General features: G+C 70.4%; 12 protein-coding genes. 8 read left to right on the plus strand and 4 right to left on the minus strand.

Annotated features, from left to right (window positions below; genetic code table 11):
* The 4 genes from AB3347_RS00005 to AB3347_RS00020 form a co-directional block, all read left to right on the plus strand.
* Positions 1–574, plus strand: a 574-nt coding sequence (locus AB3347_RS00005) for an IS1595 family transposase (protein ID WP_369089720.1), incomplete at its 5' end; no start/stop codon positions are given.
* A 52-nt stretch (positions 575–626) separates the two neighbouring features.
* Complete coding sequence (locus AB3347_RS00010) at positions 627–3179, plus strand: ATP-binding protein (RefSeq protein ID WP_369089721.1); 2553 nt, start codon at positions 627–629, stop codon at positions 3177–3179.
* 68 nt (positions 3180–3247) lie between these two features.
* A complete protein-coding gene (locus AB3347_RS00015) occupies positions 3248–7270 on the plus strand; it encodes a Pls/PosA family non-ribosomal peptide synthetase (RefSeq protein ID WP_369089722.1) in 4023 nt (1340 codons plus the stop codon).
* Entirely contained in the window at positions 7267–7884 is a 618-nt protein-coding gene (locus AB3347_RS00020) for a 4'-phosphopantetheinyl transferase superfamily protein (RefSeq protein ID WP_369089723.1), read from the plus strand. Before AB3347_RS00015 ends, AB3347_RS00020 begins: the two co-directional genes overlap by 4 nt.
* Here the strand turns inward: AB3347_RS00020 and AB3347_RS00025 are convergent.
* Positions 7866–8822 carry an MBL fold metallo-hydrolase gene (locus AB3347_RS00025; RefSeq protein WP_369089724.1) on the minus strand — a complete coding sequence of 319 codons (957 nt, stop codon included), beginning with the start codon at positions 8820–8822 and terminating at the stop codon, positions 7866–7868. The two genes, AB3347_RS00020 and AB3347_RS00025, sit on opposite strands and share 19 nt — an antisense overlap.
* A 155-nt stretch (positions 8823–8977) precedes the next feature.
* Between AB3347_RS00025 and AB3347_RS00030 the strand changes: the two genes are divergently transcribed.
* Entirely contained in the window at positions 8978–10108 is a 1131-nt protein-coding gene (locus AB3347_RS00030) for an HPP family protein (protein ID WP_369089725.1), read from the plus strand.
* Positions 10109–10251: 143 nt separating this feature from the next.
* On the opposite strand, the gene AB3347_RS00035 is transcribed toward AB3347_RS00030, so the two are convergent.
* A complete protein-coding gene (locus AB3347_RS00035) occupies positions 10252–10944 on the minus strand; it encodes a UPF0149 family protein (RefSeq protein ID WP_369089726.1) in 693 nt (230 codons plus the stop codon).
* A 98-nt stretch (positions 10945–11042) separates the two neighbouring features.
* On the opposite strand from AB3347_RS00035, the gene AB3347_RS00040 reads away from it, so the two are divergent.
* A complete protein-coding gene (locus AB3347_RS00040) occupies positions 11043–12062 on the plus strand; it encodes a serine/threonine protein kinase (protein ID WP_369089727.1) in 1020 nt (339 codons plus the stop codon).
* 95 nt (positions 12063–12157) lie between these two features.
* Positions 12158–14509 (plus strand): hypothetical protein, encoded by a 2352-nt coding sequence (locus tag AB3347_RS00045; RefSeq protein ID WP_369089728.1) that lies wholly within the window; start codon positions 12158–12160, stop codon positions 14507–14509.
* A gap of 88 nt (positions 14510–14597) precedes the next feature.
* Here the strand turns inward: AB3347_RS00045 and AB3347_RS00050 are convergent, their stop codons facing one another.
* The gene (locus AB3347_RS00050; RefSeq protein WP_369089729.1) at positions 14598–14999 is read right to left on the minus strand and encodes a hypothetical protein; all 402 of its coding nucleotides are present in this window, start codon (positions 14997–14999) and stop codon (positions 14598–14600) included.
* An 86-nt stretch (positions 15000–15085) separates the two neighbouring features.
* Positions 15086–16144, minus strand: coding sequence for a DUF475 domain-containing protein (locus AB3347_RS00055; RefSeq protein ID WP_369089730.1), 1059 nt, complete (start codon positions 16142–16144; stop codon positions 15086–15088).
* A gap of 224 nt (positions 16145–16368) precedes the next feature.
* Here AB3347_RS00055 and AB3347_RS00060 point away from each other — a divergent pair, with 224 nt between their 5' ends.
* On the plus strand, positions 16369–16794 hold the full coding sequence (locus AB3347_RS00060; RefSeq protein WP_369089731.1) for a divergent PAP2 family protein: 426 nt from the start codon (positions 16369–16371) through the stop codon (positions 16792–16794).
* The last annotated feature ends 239 nt before the right edge of the window (positions 16795–17033 follow it).

A 17033-nucleotide genomic window follows, 5' to 3' on the forward strand; every position in this document is an offset into this window, starting at 1 on the left:
CGCCAAGCATGACCGTCCGCAACTGCTCAATGGCATTGCCGAGGCCGACGAGATGTTCCTGCTGGAGTCGCAAAAAGGCGCGAAAAAGCTGGACCGCCCGGCGCGCAAGCGCGGCGGACGCGCCGGCAAGCGCGGGATTTCGCGCGAGCTCGACTGCATCCTGGTGGCGCGCGACCGCGGCGGGCAAACCATCGATGCCGTGGTCGGACGCGGCGCGCTGACGGCGGCGCACCTGGCGCGCCACCTGCTGCCCAGGCTCGACCGGCAAGTACTCCTGGTCAGCGACGGGCACGCCGCTTACCGGGCCTTCGCCCGCCAGCACGGCATTGCGCACCAGGCGGTCGACCTGCGCGCCGGGGTACGGGTACGCCGAAGCGCCGCCGGCGCGATCCACGTCCAGAATGTGAACGCCTACCACAGCCGCTTTCGCCAGTGGTTGAGCCGCTTTCGCGGCGTGGCCTCGCGCTACCTGTCCAACTACCTGGGCTGGCACTGGGCGCTCGACGGTAACCGGATCACCTCTGCCGCGCAATTGTTACGCATTGCGATCGGGATCATCCATAGTCAACGATGACAGCGCCATAAAAATGCACGCCAGGCAATATAAGCTGTGCGACAATCGGCCCATGTCCACCCCTTCGCATACCGGATTCGACGCTGGCGATGGCGGGATGCGCATGTGCATCCGCCGCCACGACTGGAGCCAGACCCCGCTCGGGCCGCCCGGACAATGGCCGCCATCCCTGCGCACGGCGGTCGAGATGATGCTGCACTCGGCCTTTCCGATGTTCCTGGCATGGGGCCCGGACCTGACCTTCCTCTATAACGACGCCTACGCGCCGCTGCTCGGCCAGAAGCACGGGCGCGCGCTGGGCGAACGTTTCTGCGAGCTGTGGGCCGAAGTCTGGACGGACATGGTGCCGCTGATCGACCGCGCCCTGTCGGGCAAGCAGGTCTACTTCGAGGACATGCCGATGACGGTGAACCGGCGCGGCTATCCGGAGCGCGCCACCTTCACCTTCTCGCATGCGCCCCTGATCGGCGACGACGGCCAGGTGGCCGGCCTGTTCTGCACCGTGATGGAAACCACGCGCCGGGTCGCGTCCGAGCGCCGCGCCGCCTTCGAGCTCACCGTCTCGGACGCGCTGCGGCCGCTGGCCTCGAGCGAGGAGGTGATCGCCACCGCCTGTGCGCTGCTGGGCGGCGAGCTGCACGCCGGCCGGGTGGTGTATGCCGAAATGGTCGAGGCGAGCGGACGCTTCTCGGTGCCCCACTGGTGGGCGCGCGACGGCCGCGCCCGCGCGCGGCTGAACCTCAAGCCCGACTTCCGGCTCGACGAATTCGGGCCCGCCGTCGGCGCCGCCCTGCGCGCCGGCGACGTGGTGCGCATCCACGACAGCGCGCACGACGTGCGCACCCTGGGCTACCGCAGCGCCTACGTGGCCGACGGGATCGGGGCGATGCTGGTGGTGCCGCTGGTGAAACTGGGCCGCCTGACGGCCTGCCTGGGAATCGACTGCCCGCTGGCGCGCCACTGGAGCGAGGACGACGTGCAGCTGGCGCGCGACGTCGCCGAGCGCACCTGGGCCGCGGCCGAGACCGCGCGCGCCCAGGCCGAGCTGCGCGCCGAGCGCGACCGCAGCCGGCACATTTTCGACACCATCGCCGAGGGCTTCGCCGTGTTCGACGCGAACTGGAACATCGTCGAGATGAACGCCGAGGGCCTGCGCCTGTGCCGGGCCACGGCGCAGGAGATCGTCGGCCGTAACCACTGGGAAGTGTTCCCGCACACGGTCGACATGGATGCCGGCCGCATGTACCGCGAGGTGATGCGCACCCGGGTCGCGTCGGCCGCCGTCTATTCGCACACCTTCCCCGACGGCGAGCGCGTCTGGACCGAGGTGCGCGCCTACCCGATGCAGGACGGCAGCATCGCTTCCTTTTTCCGCGACATCACCGACCGCAAGCTGGCCGAGGAAAGGCTGATGGAGGCCGACCGCCGCAAGGACGAGTTCCTGGCCATGCTGGCGCACGAACTGCGCAACCCGCTGGCGCCGATCAGCGCCGCCGCCGAGCTGCTGCGCATCGGCACCCTCGACGAAGCGCGGGTGCGCCAGAGCAGCAACATCATCGGGCGCCAGGTGCGTCACATGACGCGCCTGGTGGATGACCTGCTGGACGTCTCGCGGGTCACGCGCGGCCTGATCACGCTGGAACGCGCCCCGGTCGCCATGCGTGCGGTGGTGCAGGAGGCGGTGGAGCAGGTGCGCCCGGCGATCGACGCGCGGCGCCAGGCCTTGTCGCTGCACCTGCCGCCCTCATGGGCGCAGGTGGAAGGCGACAAGGCGCGCCTGGTGCAGGTGGTGGCCAATGTGCTGGGCAACGCCACCAAGTACACGTCCGACGCCGGCGCCATCGACCTGCGCGCCGAGGTGCGCGCCGGCGGCGGCAAGCACGCGCTGGTCATCGGCGTGCGCGACCAGGGCATCGGCATGGACCGCGAACTCACCAAGCGCGTGTTCGACCTGTTCACCCAGGCCGAGCGCTCGTCCGACCGCTCGCAGGGCGGGCTGGGGCTGGGCCTGGCGCTGGTGCGCAACCTGGTCGAGCTGCACGGCGGCACGGTCGGCTGCTCGAGCCCGGGCCCGGGCAAGGGCAGCACCTTCGTCATCACCCTGCCGCTGGCGCAGGGCGCCGCGCCGGCGCAGCCGCCCGAGTCGGCCGCAGCGGCCGGGGCGGCCGGGGCGGCCGGGCTGGCCGAGCCGGCCGCTGCCGCGGTACGGGCCGCGGCGCTGAAGATCCTGGTGGTGGACGACAACGTGGATGCGGCCGAGACCCTCGGCCTGCTGCTGGCGGCCTGCGGCCACGAGGTGGTGGTCGAGCACGAACCCGTGCGGGCGCTGGAACGCGCGCGCAGCGTGGCGCCGGACGTCTGCCTGCTCGACATCGGCCTGCCCGGCATGGACGGCCGCGAACTGGCGCGGCGCCTGCGCGCCCAGCCCGAAACCGCCGCCGCGGTGCTGGTGGCCGTCACCGGCTACGGGCAGCAGCAGGACCGCGACCAGGCTTTCGCGGCCGGCTTCCAGCACCACCTGGTCAAGCCGGTCGACATCGACGCGCTGGAGCGCCTGCTGGAGGGCGTCGGCGCGGCTGCCGGCCTGGCTGCTGGTGCCGCCTGACAACAGGGCCGTATCGGGAAAGCGGCGGATCGGGTATCGTTCGTTCTACTGCCAGACCCGAGCATGCAATGGATACACTTTCTGCCAAGGCGACACGCGCCGATATTCTTTACGGTCCACAACAGCCTGAATTGTTGCGCGATGAAATCCTGGCCGACCTGCTCGAAGCGAGCGCGCGACGCGCCCCCGACCAGCCAGCCCTGATCGAAGGCGCGCGCCGGCTGAGCTACCGCGAGCTGGACGAACTGGCCGGGCTGGCGGCGTCGCGCCTGCTGGAGGCTGGCATCCAGGCCGGCGACATCGTCGGCCTCTGGATGCCACGCGGGATCGACCTGCTGGTCATGCAGGCGGCCATTGCCAAGACCGGCGCCGCCTGGCTGCCGGTCGATGAAGACACCCCGTTCGAGCGCTTGCTGGTCTGCATGGAAGACGCCGGGGCGCCCGCCCTGGTCAGCAGCGAGGCGATGGCGGCGCGCATGCAGCCGATGGCGCGGCCGGTGCACCTGGCCGAGCGCCTGCTGGCGCCGCCGGCCCCCGGCTATACGCCGCTGCAACGCGGGCGCGTGGCCAACTCGGCGCCGGCCTACGTGATCTATACCTCCGGCTCGACCGGCAAGCCCAAGGGCATCGTGATCAGCCAGCGCAGCATCTGTCATTTCCTGCGCAGCGAAAACGCGGTGCTCGGCGTACGGGCGCAGGATCGTGTCTACCAGGGCTTCTCGGTGGCCTTCGACATGTCGTTCGAAGAGATCTGGATATCCTACCTGGTCGGCGCCACGCTCTGGCTCGGTCCGCGCGATGCCGCGGGCGATCCGGAGGTGCTGCCGCAGCTGCTGGCCGAGAACGGCGTCACGGTGCTGCATGCGGTGCCGACCCTGCTGGCCCTGTTCGCCCACGACGTGCCGGGCCTGCGCATCATCAACCTGGGCGGCGAGATGTGCCCGGAATCGGTCGTGGAACGCTTCTCCCGTCCGGGGCGGACCATGTTCAATACCTACGGCCCGACCGAAGCCACGGTGTCGGCCAGCCTGGCCCGGCTCGAGCCCGGGCGCGCGATCACGATCGGCACCCCCTTGCCCAACTACGGGATGCTGGTGATCGCGGCGGGCGCGGACGACGGCCGCCTGGAACTGCTGCCGCGCGGCCAGACCGGGGAACTGTGCCTGACCGGGCCGGGCCTGTCGGCCGGCTACCTCGGCCGGCCCGACTTGACGGCCGAGAAATTCGTCGCCAATCCCTGGGCCGGCGGCGCCGACGACGCGCGGCTCTACCGCACCGGCGACCTGGCGCGCATCGAGGCGGATGGGCAGGTGGTGTGCCTCGGCCGCACCGACGACCAGGTGAAGATTCGCGGCTTCCGCGTGGAGCTGGGCGAGATCGAAGCGGTGCTGGCGCAGCAGCCCGGGGTCGGCACCACGGCGGTGCTGCTGCGCCGCGACGAGGGTGTCGATCGCCTGGTCGCCTACCTGGTCGCGAGCGCCGGCGCCGGCATGCCGGAGTCGGCCGCCTTGCGCCAGGCCCTGGCCGCGCGCATGCCGCCCTATATGGTGCCGGGCCGCTTCGTGGTCCTGGACGAGATGCCGCGCCTGGTCTCCGGCAAGATCGACCGCAAGGCCCTCAAGGCGCGGCCCTTGCCGCTGCCGCCCGCCGCCGCGCCGGGCGAGGCCGACCATCCCGACACGCCCGGCGAGGAAGCGCTGTTCGCGGCGCTGGCGCAGCTGTTCCCGGGACAGCCCTTGCGCCGCGAGCTGGATTTCTTTTCCGACATCGGCGGCCACTCGCTGTTTGCGGCGCGCCTGGCCACCGCCCTGCGGGCCGACCCGCGCTTTGCCGCGGTCACGGTGCGCGACATCTACCAGAACCGCCGGCTGGGCGCGATCGCGGCCAGCCTCGACCAGGCAGTGGCCGCCGCCCCGGCCGAAGCCGACTGGGCGCCGGCGCCGGCGGCGCGGCGCTGGCTGTGCGGCCTGGCCCAGCTGGCGGTGTTGCCGCTGCTGGTCGTGCTGAACATGGTGCAGTGGCTGGCGCCGTTCTTCACCTATCACTTCCTGACCGGCGACCCGGGCGATTCGGTGGCGCGCGCCATTGCCGCCGCTGCCGGCATGTTCCTGCTGGTGACCTTTCTGGGCTTCGTGGTCGCGGCCGGCGTCAAGCGCCTGGTGGCCGGACGCCTTGAACCCGGGTCCTACCCCCTGTGGGGAGGGACGTATTTCCGTTGGTGGCTGGCGGACCGGGTGGTGGCGGCGGCGCCCGCCTACCTGCTGGCCGGTTCCTCGCTGTATCCGTGGTGGCTGCGCCTGCTGGGCGCAAGCATCGGCAGCGATGTCGTGATCGGCTCGCTCACCGTGCGCGTGCCCGAGCTGCTCGACGTCGGCGACGGCGCCAGCATCGGCAACGCGGTCAACTTCGAGAACGCGCGGGTCGAGCGCGGCCGCCTGCTGCTGGGGCGCATCGCGGTCGGCGCGGGCGCCACCGTGTCGTCCTACGCGCTTATGGAAGGCAACACCGGGATCGGCCCGGGCGCCCGCCTGGAAGGGCAGTCGGCCCTGGGCGACGGCGCCGCGGTGCCGGCCGGGCGCGCATGGGGCGGTTCTCCGGCGCGCGAGGTCGGGGCGGTCGACGCCGCCGAACTGTCGCCGCGTCCGCTGGCCGGCCCGGCGCGCCTGCTCGGCGAAGGCATCTTCTTCGTCGCGGGCATCATGCTGGTCGCGACCCTGTTCTTCATGCCGGTATTCCCGAGCTTCGCGCTGATCGACTGGTTCGACGAACGCGGGATCGGGCTGCTGGCGCAGGAAGGATCGGCCTACGGCCAGCTGGCCCGCTATTTCCTGCTGGCGCTGCCGGCAAGCGCGGTGCTGGTGCTGCTGACGGTGCTGGTGTCGGCCGCGGTGCGCTGGACCTTCCTGCCGCGCATCCGTCCCGGACGCTGGGCGGTGCACAGCAATACTTATTGCCGCAAGTGGCTGGTCAGCCATATTCAGGAATCCAGCCTGAACGTCCTGCACGGCATCTACGCCACGGTGTTCGCGCCGGCCTGGTATCGCCTGCTGGGCGCCAGGGTAGGGCGCGACGCCGAGATCTCGACCGCGCTCGGCGTGGTGCCCGACATGCTCACCCTGGGCGACGAAACCTTCATTGCCGACGCGGTAATGCTGGGCGACGAGCGGATCGAAGGCGGCTGGATGACGATGGCGCCCACCGTGGTGGCGCATCGCAGCTTCGTCGGCAACGGCAGCTACATCCCCGACGGCACCGTGCTGCCCGAAGGGGTGCTGGTCGGCGTGCACACGCATGCGCCGCCGAACGGGCGCATGGCGCCCGGCGATACCTGGCTGGGCTCGCCGGCGCTGCACCTGCCCGCGCGCGAGCAGGGCGCCGGCTACCCCGAGCACCTGACCTACCGGCCTTCGCCGCTGCGCCGCCTGTGCCGCGCGGCGATCGAAGCCTTCCGCATCGCCGCGCCGCATGCGCTGGTGATCGCGGTCGGGTATACCGTCGTGCTCGACCTGATGCCGGTGGCGGCCGTCGGGCGCTGGGGCGAGGTGGTGGTCGACCTGGCGCTGATCGGACTGGCCTACGGCATCGGCAGCTACCTGTTCGTGCTTGCCCTGAAATGGCTGCTGATAGGACGCTACCGCCGGCGCGCGGCGCCGATGTGGACGCCGTTCGTCTGGCTGTCCGAAGCGGTCACCAACCTGTTCGAAGGCATCGCGGTGCCGAACTTCCTGCGCTACCTGCGCGGCACGCCCTGGCTGCCGCCGGCGTTCGCGCTGCTCGGCTGCCGGATCGGACGCGGCGTCTATCTCGACACCACCGACATCACCGAGTTCGATTGCGTCACGATCGGCGACCACAGCGAACTGAATGCGCTGTCCTGTCCCCAGACCCACCTGTTCGAGGACCGCGTCATGAAGATCGACCAGGTCCACATCGGCAGCAAGGTCTATGTCGGCCCGCGCGCGGCGATCCTGTACAGTGCCCGGGTGGGCGATAACGCCCGCCTCGGCCCGCTGACCCTGGTCATGAAGGGGGAGCACATTCCGTCCGCTTCCAGCTGGCAAGGCTTGCCGGCGGCGCCGCGGCAGCGATGAGCGCCGCGTCCGGGATCGGATGGGGCGGCGGCCGTGGCGCGGCGCCGGACGAGCACGGGGCGCTGCTGGTGGGCGTGGCCGGGCCGGAACGGCACGAACGCGCGGCGGCGCGGCTGGCGATCCGCGCGCTGCTGCGCGAGGAACTCGGCGCCTGGAGCGGCCTCGCGCCCGACCGGATCGCCCTGCATGGCGGCGCCGGTGCGCCGCCCTACGCGCTGCTGCAGCGGGCCGAGGGGGTGCTGCATGTCGGCCTGTCGATCAGCCATGAAGGCCGGTTCTCGGTCGCGGCCTGGCGTCCGCACGGAGCGGTCGGGGTCGACCTGACGCCCATCGTGGCGCTGCCGGACTGCCTGGACCTGGCGCGCGACTACCTGGGACCGGAAGCGGCCGCCGCGCTGGCGGCGCGGCCACCTGCCCGCCGGCCGGCCGCCTTCGCGCAGGCCTGGAGCGCGCACGAAGCCAGCCTCAAATGCCTCGGGATCGGCTTGGTGGAGTGGGATGCGGAGATCGCGCGGCGGGTGGCAGGCTGCCGGCGCCGGCCCTTGGCGGCGCCGCCCGGCCACGCCGGCTGCCTGGCCGTCCCGCCCGCGCCGGATCAGCGCATCTGGGTGTAGTTCACCGGCACGAAGCGGTAGCCCTTGCCTTCGCTACGCAGGTAGCCCAGGCCCGGGAACTGCAGGTGGGCGCCGCCGATCATGGTGCCGCTCCTGGCCGCGGCGTCGAATTCCTTCTTGCGGGTGGCTGCGGCCGCCTTCTGGTCGCTGTCGAACTGGATCGTCACCGCCGGGTTCTCCATCTGCACCGCGGCCACGTGGATCAGGTCGCCGATCACGAGCAGCTTCTGGCCGCCGCTTTCCACCAGGTAGCTGGTGTGGCCCGGGGTGTGGCCGCCGGTCGGGTTGGCGCGGATGCCCGGCGCCAGCTCGGCGCTGCCTTCGAAGGGCTTGAAGCGGCCCGCCTTCACGTAGGGGCCGAGGGCGGCCTGGGCGCTCTTGAACGTGTCCTTGTCCTTGGCCTTGTCCATGTTTTCCTGGCTCAGCCAGTGGTCCGACTCCAGCTTGTTGGCGCGCACGATCGCCTTGCCGAAGACGGCGGCCGAATCCTTCACCAGGCCGCCGGCGTGGTCGCCGTGGAAGTGGGTGAGGTAGATCTCGTCGACCTGGTCCGGCGTGTAGCCGGCCGCCTTCATGTTGGCCACCAGCTTGCCCAGGGTCGGGCCGAAGAAGGCGCCGGCGCCGGTATCGATCAGGATCAGCTTGTTGCCGGTGTTGATCAGGTAGGCGTTGTCCGAGGTTTCCAGCATGGGTTTGAGGTGGGCCTTGGCCAGGGTGGCCTGGGTCTTCCTGGCGTCCTGGGCCAGCAGCTGGTCGACCGGCAGGTCCACCGTGCCGTCCGACAGCGGGGTGACTTCATACTGGCCCAGCATCATGCGCGACCAGCCGGGCGCCTGGGTCTTGGCCATCGGCGCGGCGGCCAGGGCAGGGGCGGCGACGCACAGGGCCAGCGCCGCGGCGGCCAGGGTGGACAGGGTTCGTTGTTGGATGGTGTTCATCGCGGATCCTCGTTGTTGGGTTGCTGCGGCGGGTCCACCGCAGGGCGTTGCATATCCTACATGATTGCATAATGGAATGCTTGCGCAGGGTGGGGAATCACGCGTTGTCGCAAGCTGTGGTGTAATGGCGGGTTCCATTTGTGCAAATCAAATCCATGTTCTCGACGTTTCTTGCAAGGCTGCGTCGCCTGCGCCCGGCCGGACCCACATCCTTCACCCGCCAGGTGCCTGCCGCCCTCGGCGCGCTGGTCGCGCTGCTGACCACCGCCCTGGTCAGCCGCGCCGCGCTGGGCGCCGCCGCCGTCCATTCCTTACCCTTCCTGATCGCCCCGATGGCCGCCTCGGCCGTGCTGCTGTTCTGCCTGCCCGCCGCGCCGCTGGCCCAGCCCTGGCCTGTCATCGGCGGCAACATCGTGTCGGCGCTGGTCGGCGTGGCCTGCGCCCAGGTGGCCGATCCGCTGGTGGCGGCGCCACTGGCGGGCGGCCTGGCGATCGCCGCGATGGCCTCCATGCGCTGCCTGCATCCGCCCGGCGGCGCGGTGGCGGTCACCGCCGTGATGGGCGGGGCGGCGGTGCACAATGCCGGTTTCTGGTTCGTGCTGGCGCCGGTGGGCCTGAATTCGGTGCTGATGGTGCTCGGCGCGGTGGTCTGGAACAAGCTGTCGGGGCACCGTTATCCGCACCTGCAGCCGGCCGCCCGTCCGCCCGAGGAGAAGGCCGGCTTTGCCCGCGAAGACCTGGATGCGGCCCTGGAAAACTACGGCGAGACGCTTGACGTCAGCCGCGACGACCTGGCCTCGATCCTGGCGGATACCGAAGAACGCGCGGCCGCGCGCCGCGCCGGCATGAGCACGTGCGGCGCGCTGGCGCACCCGGTGCCGGCCCTGCTCGCGCCCGACATGCCGCTGTCGGCGGCGCGCGCGTTGCTGCTGCGCCACGACGTGCCGGCGCTGCCGGTGGTGGATGCGGACGGGCGCGCGCTCGGCGTGCTCAGCATGGCGTCGCTGGTGGCGGTGGGCGGCAACGCCAGCCGCCCGCTGCCGGCGCGCGCCAAGCGGGCCACGGCCCTGCTGTTCGGGCGCGACGCGGTGCCGACCGTGGCCGGGCTGGTGGAAGACGATTTCGTCGCGGTCAAGCGCGAGGCGCCGGTGTCGACGCTGCTGGCGCGCTTTCGCAACGGGGCGCAGCAGGTGTTCGTGGTGGACGGGGACGGGCGGCTGGTGGGGATGGTGCGGCCGGGGGACTTGCTGGCGGGACTGGATGGGGAAAAGCTCGAGGCTGCTTGAGGCTGCCTGAGGCGGCCGGGCAGCTCAGGCTTGCGCCGAGCGCGTGGGCAGGAAACCTGCCCACCCTATAAAAGCGATGTGCGTAGGGTGGCCGGCTTGCCGGCCGCGCGTCCAGGCGGCCGTGCCGATGCCGAACGAGCGGATCAGTTGGCGTCCGCCCCGCAGCACTTCTTGTACTTCTTGCCGCTGCCGCAAGGGCAGTCGTCGTTGCGGCCGACCTTCGGCTCCTCGCGCTTGATGGTCTCGACCGCGCCCTTGCGCAGCGGCAGCCAGTAGCGGTAGATGGCCGGGATGTTGGCTTCGATCTGCAGCGCCAGCTGGTGCGCCTTGCGCGGGTCCTCGACTTCCTGCAGCTCGGACTCCTCGATCTCGTCGGCGCCGAGCAGGTAGATCGGGCGCATCAGTTCGGCCACTTCGGAATCCCAGACCTGCTCCCAGGAGCCCGGGCGCAGCTCCATGCCTTCCCAGAAGCCCCAGCACCAGGCCTCGGCGTCGATCAGGGCCTCGCCGTCGATCTCGTGCTCGCAGAACAGCGGCTCGAATTCCTTGGGCGCGGCCTCGAAGGTGATCAGGACTTCGTTCATGAAGCGCATGATCAGGTTGACGATGCGCTGTTCTTCCTTGGGGTTCTTCCAGTTCGGCGCCTGCTTGCCGTCCTCGCCCCAGACGCGCGGCAGCCACTCGGCCGGCATGATGGTTTCCGGGCCGATCGCGATCGCGGTCAGGTAGCCGTGCAGGGTGTCCATCGTCATCGCGTCCTCGGGGGAGCGGTCGGACAGCAGGAACTGGTCGAGTTCGTCGAATTCTTTGTCGCTGAGGGGTTCGTCGAGATGCATGGTGCGCTTGTTGCCTTGTTCTTTCGTTGGAAGCCGCCAGTGTAACGCCTGCGGGGGCGAAGAGCATAGAAAAGCTGCGCGGAGCGTACAATGCGTGCATGGAATATCCGTCTACTGAAGCAAGCAACGGGGAGAATGCGCAGCCCCATCCGTTCGCCCGGCTCGATCCGCAAACCGTGCTGGAGGCCGTCGAGAGCGTCGGCCTGTATGGCGACGGCCGCCTGCTGGCGCTGAACAGCTACGAGAACCGGGTCTACCAGGTTGGCCTGGAAGAAGGCGCGCCGGTGGTCGTCAAGTTCTACCGCCCCGAACGCTGGAGCGAGGTCGCCATCCTCGAGGAGCACGCCTTCGTGGCCGAACTGGCCGAGCGCGAAATCCCCGTGGTGCCCGCCACCGTCATCGACGGCCGCAGCCTGCACGACTTCGCCGGCTACCGCTTCGCGGTATTCCCGCGCCGCGGCGGCCGCGCGCCCGAGCTGGGCGATCCGGCTACGCTCGAATGGATCGGGCGCTTCATCGGCCGCATCCATGCGGTCGGCGCCCTGCGGCCGTTCGCGCACCGGCCCGAACTCAACCTGCAGAGCTTCGGGCGCGATCCCTTCGACTACCTGCGCAGCCACGGCTTCGTGCCGCCGGAGCTGGCCGCCACCTGGGCCAGCGTGGTCGAGCAGGCGCTGGCCGGCGTGGCGCGCTGCTACGAGCGCGCCGGCGAACTGCCGCTGCTGCGCCTGCACGGCGATTGCCATGGCGGCAACGTGCTGTGGACGCCCGACGGCCCGCACTTCGTCGATTTCGACGACAGCCGCATGGGGCCGGCGGTACAGGACCTGTGGATGCTGCTGTCGGGCGAGCGCCAGGAGATGGTGGGGCAGATGGCCGACGTGCTGGCCGGCTACGAGGACTTTTGCGAGTTCCACCCGCGCCAGCTGTACCTGGTCGAGGCCCTGCGCACCCTGCGCCTGATCCATTATTCTGCCTGGCTGGCGATGCGCTGGGACGACCCGGCCTTCCCGGCGGCTTTCCCCTGGTTCAACACCCAGCGCTACTGGCAAGACCGAATCCTCGAGCTGCGCGAACAGGTGGCGCTGATGGACGAGCCGCCGCTGTGGCCCGTATGACCGGAATTGGCGGGTATTCCCCGTCCAGTTCCGCGTGACGCGTCCGCACGCTTTGCCGGATAATCGGCGGGACGCCGCCTGCCTTCGAGAACACCATGGAACCCATCAAGCCCGAGCACGACAACGACGATAGCGATTTCACGATCGACCTTTCCCAGGCGGGAAGCGTGCTGCCGCAGGAAGCACCGGCGGCGCCAGCGGCGCCGGCCGGCCGCGGCCCCATGGAAATGCGCGACATCCACGAAGCCATCGCCCGGGTCGAGGCCGAAGCCAAGGCCAAGGTCGCCGCCGAGAGCCGCGCCCACGCCGAGGCGCGCGCCCGTTCGCTGGCCGAGGAGCGCGCCGCCATGGATGCGGCCGCCACCGCCGCCGCGCTGGCCAGCGCCCAGGCCTCCGAAGAAGCGATTGCCGCCAACCGCGAACGCATGGAGTCGCTGCGCGCCGCCGCCCAGGCCTCGAACGAGCGCCTGGAAGCGATCCGCCAGGAAACCGCCGAACTGCGCGCCCGCGTGCAGCAGGAGACCGAAACCCGCATGGCGCTCGAGTCGCGCGCCCGTCTCGACGAAGAAGCGCGGCGCCGCGCCACGGCCCAGGTGGAGGCCCAGGCCGAGATGGCGGCCCAGGCCGCGCGCGCGGCCGAGGAATTGCTGGCGCAGACCGAGCAGGCGCGCCTGCAGGCGGCCGAGCGCATGGCGGCGGTGGAAGCGGCCAAGGAAGAAGTGCTGCACAACGCCAGCGCCGACGCGCGCGTGGCGATCCTGGCGCGCGAGCGCGAGCGCGCCGAACGCGCCGCCCGCCAGACGGCCGAGAAGCTGGCCGAGGCCGAGGCCGAAGCCCTGGAACTGACCCAGCAGCGCGAGCGCGCCGACCAGGTGGCGCTGGCCGCCAGCTTCGCGCGCGCCGCGGCCGAGGCCCGGGCGCTGGAAGAAGCGCGCGCGCTGGCCCACATCGAGCAGGAACGCGAGGCGATCGCGCTGGCGCAGGCCGAGTCCGAGCGGGTCGCGGCCCAGTCGCTGCGCCTGCGCCTGCAGACCGAAAAAGAGCTGCGCGACGCCGCCACCCACCGCGAGCGCCTGGAACAGATGGCCGCCGCCGGCGCCGCGGCGCGGCGCGAGGCCGAAACCCGGATCCTGGCGGCGACCGAGGGCCGGATCGAGGCCGACCGCAAGCTGCGCGAGGTGGCCGAGGAACGCGCCCACGCCGAAGAAGAAGCCAGCCGGCAGGTCGCGCTGCGCCTGGACGCCGAGGCCGTCGCCGCCGAGCAGGCGCGCGCGCGCGCCGCCAGTGACGAAGCGGCGGCCGAGGCGGCGCGGCGCGAGGCCGCCGAGCAGGAACGCCAGCGCGCGCTGGCGGACGAACGCGCCGCCCTGGCGGCGCAGGCGGCCGAGGCCAGGGCCCACGAAAATGCGCTGGAAGAGGCGGCGCTGGCGGCGTTGCGCCGCCAGGCCGAGGCGCAGCAGGAAGCGGCGGAAGCCGCGCGCCTGCGCGCCGAGCAGGCCGAGGGCCTGGCCGAGGCCGAACGCATCCGCGCCGCCGCCGAACAGGCGGCGCTGGCGCGCGAGCACGAACGCCTGCAGGCCGAGCGCGAGCTGGCCCAGGCTGCCGAAGCCCGCGCCCAGGCGGCGCAGGCCGCGGCGGCGCAGCTGCGCGAGCAGGCCGAGGCCGAACGCCGTGCCGAAAGCGCCCAGCAAGCCGCCCTGGAAGCGCAGCGCGCCCAGGCCCGCGCCGCCATCGAGGAAGCCGAACATGCCGAGGCCGCCGCCGCGGCCCAGCAGGCGCAGGCCCGGCGCGCCGCCGAACTGGCGCAGGCGCAGGCCGAGCGCGCCGCGCTGGCGCAGCGCCAGCAGGCCTTGCAGGATGCGGCCATCGCGGACGAGCGGGCGGCTGCCGAGGCGGCGCGCGAATCGCTGGCCCTGGTCGAGCGCAAGCTGGCCGCGCAGCGCCTGCAGGCGGCAGCCGACGCCCGCGCCAACGAAGCCGCCGGCGCACGGCTGGCCTCGGAGCAGGCGGCCGCCCAGGCGGCCCAGGCGCGCGCCGCGGCCGAGGAAGAGCAGGCCAGGCTGGCGCGCGAGCGCGAGCTGGCGGAACAGGCCGCGCTGCAGGCGGCGGTCGAGAAGCGCGAGGCCCAGCGCGCGCTGCTGGAGCACGCCCAGCGCCACGCCGAGATGCAGCGCAAGGCGGCCGAGGCCACTCGGCGCATGGCCGAGGCACGCCGCGAACTGGCCGAGCTGGAGGCCCGGCGCCACGAAGAGCAGGGCGGCGAACTGGCGGCCCTGGACAGCGCCATCGGCGAACGCAGGGCCGAGGCCGAGCACCGGGTGGCGTCGGTGAACATCACGCGGGAAGTGCTGGGACGCTTCAAGAGCACGCCGCCGGCCTCGGCCGCGCAGGCGGCGACCAGGCTGGCGGACGTGATCCTGAATCAGCGCAAGAGCGAGCCGGAGTGAGACTCGGGGCAGTGGCGCGCCAGGAAATCGGATGCGCTTAGTGATATGCCTCGCATATCAATAAGCATTATTCAATACACGGCGCGTATTACTGCGCAGGCGCCTCGCTCGGCGCCACCGGGTTGACCGGTCCGGTATGCGCCTTGGTGGCGAAGTATTCGGTCTCGCCGAAGCACGAGGTCGGAATCCCCACGTGCTGCTGGTAGGAGATCTGCACCCGCTGTCCCATCGCATTCTGCAACTGGCGCACCACGGCGTCGTCGCGCACGGTGAAGGCGAAGCGTTCCGGGATCGCGCCCGGCATGCTCGACAGCAGGATTTCGCCTTCCCAGGTCTTGCACAGCCAGCCCTTCTTGGAGAATTTCTGCAGGTAGCCGGCGCGCTCGCCTTCCGAATACGACCAGGTGAGGGTGAACCAGGTGTACAGCGCGAACAGCACCACGATGGCGGCGATGGCGGACAGGAGGATGGCGGTGGCGCGTTTCGGCATGGTCTTGTTTCGGTCGGTTGTCAGGATGGCAGGATGGCAGCCGCGCCCATTCTGCCACGGCTGGACAATTTAGCAAAATGTCCCGCTCAGCCCACCCGTTCCCCGGCGGCGTGCCCGGCGTGTTCCATGCGCCGCCGGTAGCGCACCGAGGACCACAGCGACACCAGGATGAAGGCCAGCCCCGACAGCCCGGTGAACCATTCGGGGATGTGGTAGTGGACGCTGGCGAACATGATCAGGGCCAGGATGCCGATCGCGTAGTGCGCGCCGTGCTCCAGGTAGACGAATTCGTCCAGCGTGCCCTTGTAGACCAGGAACACCGTCATCGAACGCACGAACATGGCGCCGATCGCCAGGCCCAGCATGATGATGACGACGTCGTTGGTGATGGCAAAGGCGCCGATCACGCCGTCGAAGCTGAACGAGGCGTCCAGCACCTCTAGGTAGAGGAAGCCGCCGATGCTGCCCTGGGCGATCATCTTGCCCACCGTCGGGTCTTCCTCTTCGCTCTCGAGCAGGCCGCTGAGCCATTGCACGCCGATATAGATCAGCACCCCGGTGACGCCTGCAATCAGCACCGGCAGCTTGCGGTGCTCCGGCATCAGGACCATGGCGCCGAACACCGCCGACAGGGTCAGCAGGACGGCCAGGCCCTCGGTGCCGTACTTGCCGACCTTTTCCTCGAGCCAGCCGAGCCAGTGCAGTTCTTTTTCTTCGTCGAACAGGAAGTTCAGGAACACCAGCATCAGGAAGGCGCCGCCGAAGGCCGCCACCTCGGCGTGCTTCTCGGTGAGGTGGCGCGAGTATTCGTTCGGATTGTCGATCGCCATGTGCCAGACCTCGACCAGGCCGAGGCCGGTCGCCGCCGACACGATGACGAGCGGGAACAGCAGGCGCATGCCGAACACCGCCACCAGGATGCCGACCGTGAGGAAGAGCTTGCGCCAGAACTCGTTCCAGCCGCGCAGGACCGAGGCGTTGACGACCGCGTTGTCGAAGGACAGCGAGACTTCCAGTACGCCGAGCACGGCCGTGATCCAGAGCGCCTGCCACAGTCCCGGGAATCCGCGGTGCTCGTAGCCCCACCAACCCGCCAGGGCCATCAGGATGACCGTGACCCCAATCGACAACCGGAAATGCCGCATACCGCCCCCTTGCTGTGTTGTTTGTATTGTTAAGTGAGAAGAATTTTACCGTCCCGGGTGCTGCAACGGCGCTACGGATGTTTCTGATCCCTATCGGTATTTGTATCGATGATAGCTTGCTTCTGAGATAATTCCGCGCTGCATGGCCTCACCCACCGGCCTGGCGCCTGCCCGCGCCGCGCTGCGCGGTTTGATTGAATGACGTTCGCACCTGGATTTTCGACATGGATCTCGCATACCTCGTAACACCCGTACTGACCTGGATGGTCGTCGGTCCGATCAAGTTCTTGATTACCAGTGTGCGCCAGCGCCGTTGGGCGTTCAACCTGGTCGGCAACGGCGGCTTCCCCAGCAACCACAGTTCGGTAGTCACCAGCATGGCCACCCTGATCGCCCTGCGCGAGGGCATCGGGCACCCGGCCTTCGGGGTGGCGGTGACCCTGGCCTTCATCGTCATGATCGACGCCAACAGCCTGCGCCAGCACGTGGGGCGCCAGGCGGCGGCGATCAACCGGCTGGCCACCGAGACCGTGGGCCACGTGGTGCTGCGCGAGCGCATGGGCCACACCCTGGTGGAGATCGGCGGCGGCATCCTCACCGGCATCGGCATGGGCTTCCTGATCCACGCCGTGTTCGGGGCCGGCGTGTAAACACCCTGCACGGTGCGCAGGCGGCGCTGCCGGACGTCCGCCTGTCCACCGTCTGTCCGGAATCGGGCACATTTCAGTCCGCCTGGAATGCAACTCATCGCCGAATACCGCATTTCATCCCTCGATTTCCGCAGTACACAGCGTCCTCGCTTGAAGTTGGCAGGGCACTACCCGATACTGCGCGCTGGCTGTCCATATCCGTATATTTACAAGAACAACCACTGAGTCCATTCTCTGGA

It is taken from the genome of Massilia sp. X63 (assembly GCF_041023745.1).
Classification (GTDB): Bacteria; Pseudomonadota; Gammaproteobacteria; order Burkholderiales; family Burkholderiaceae_D; genus Telluria.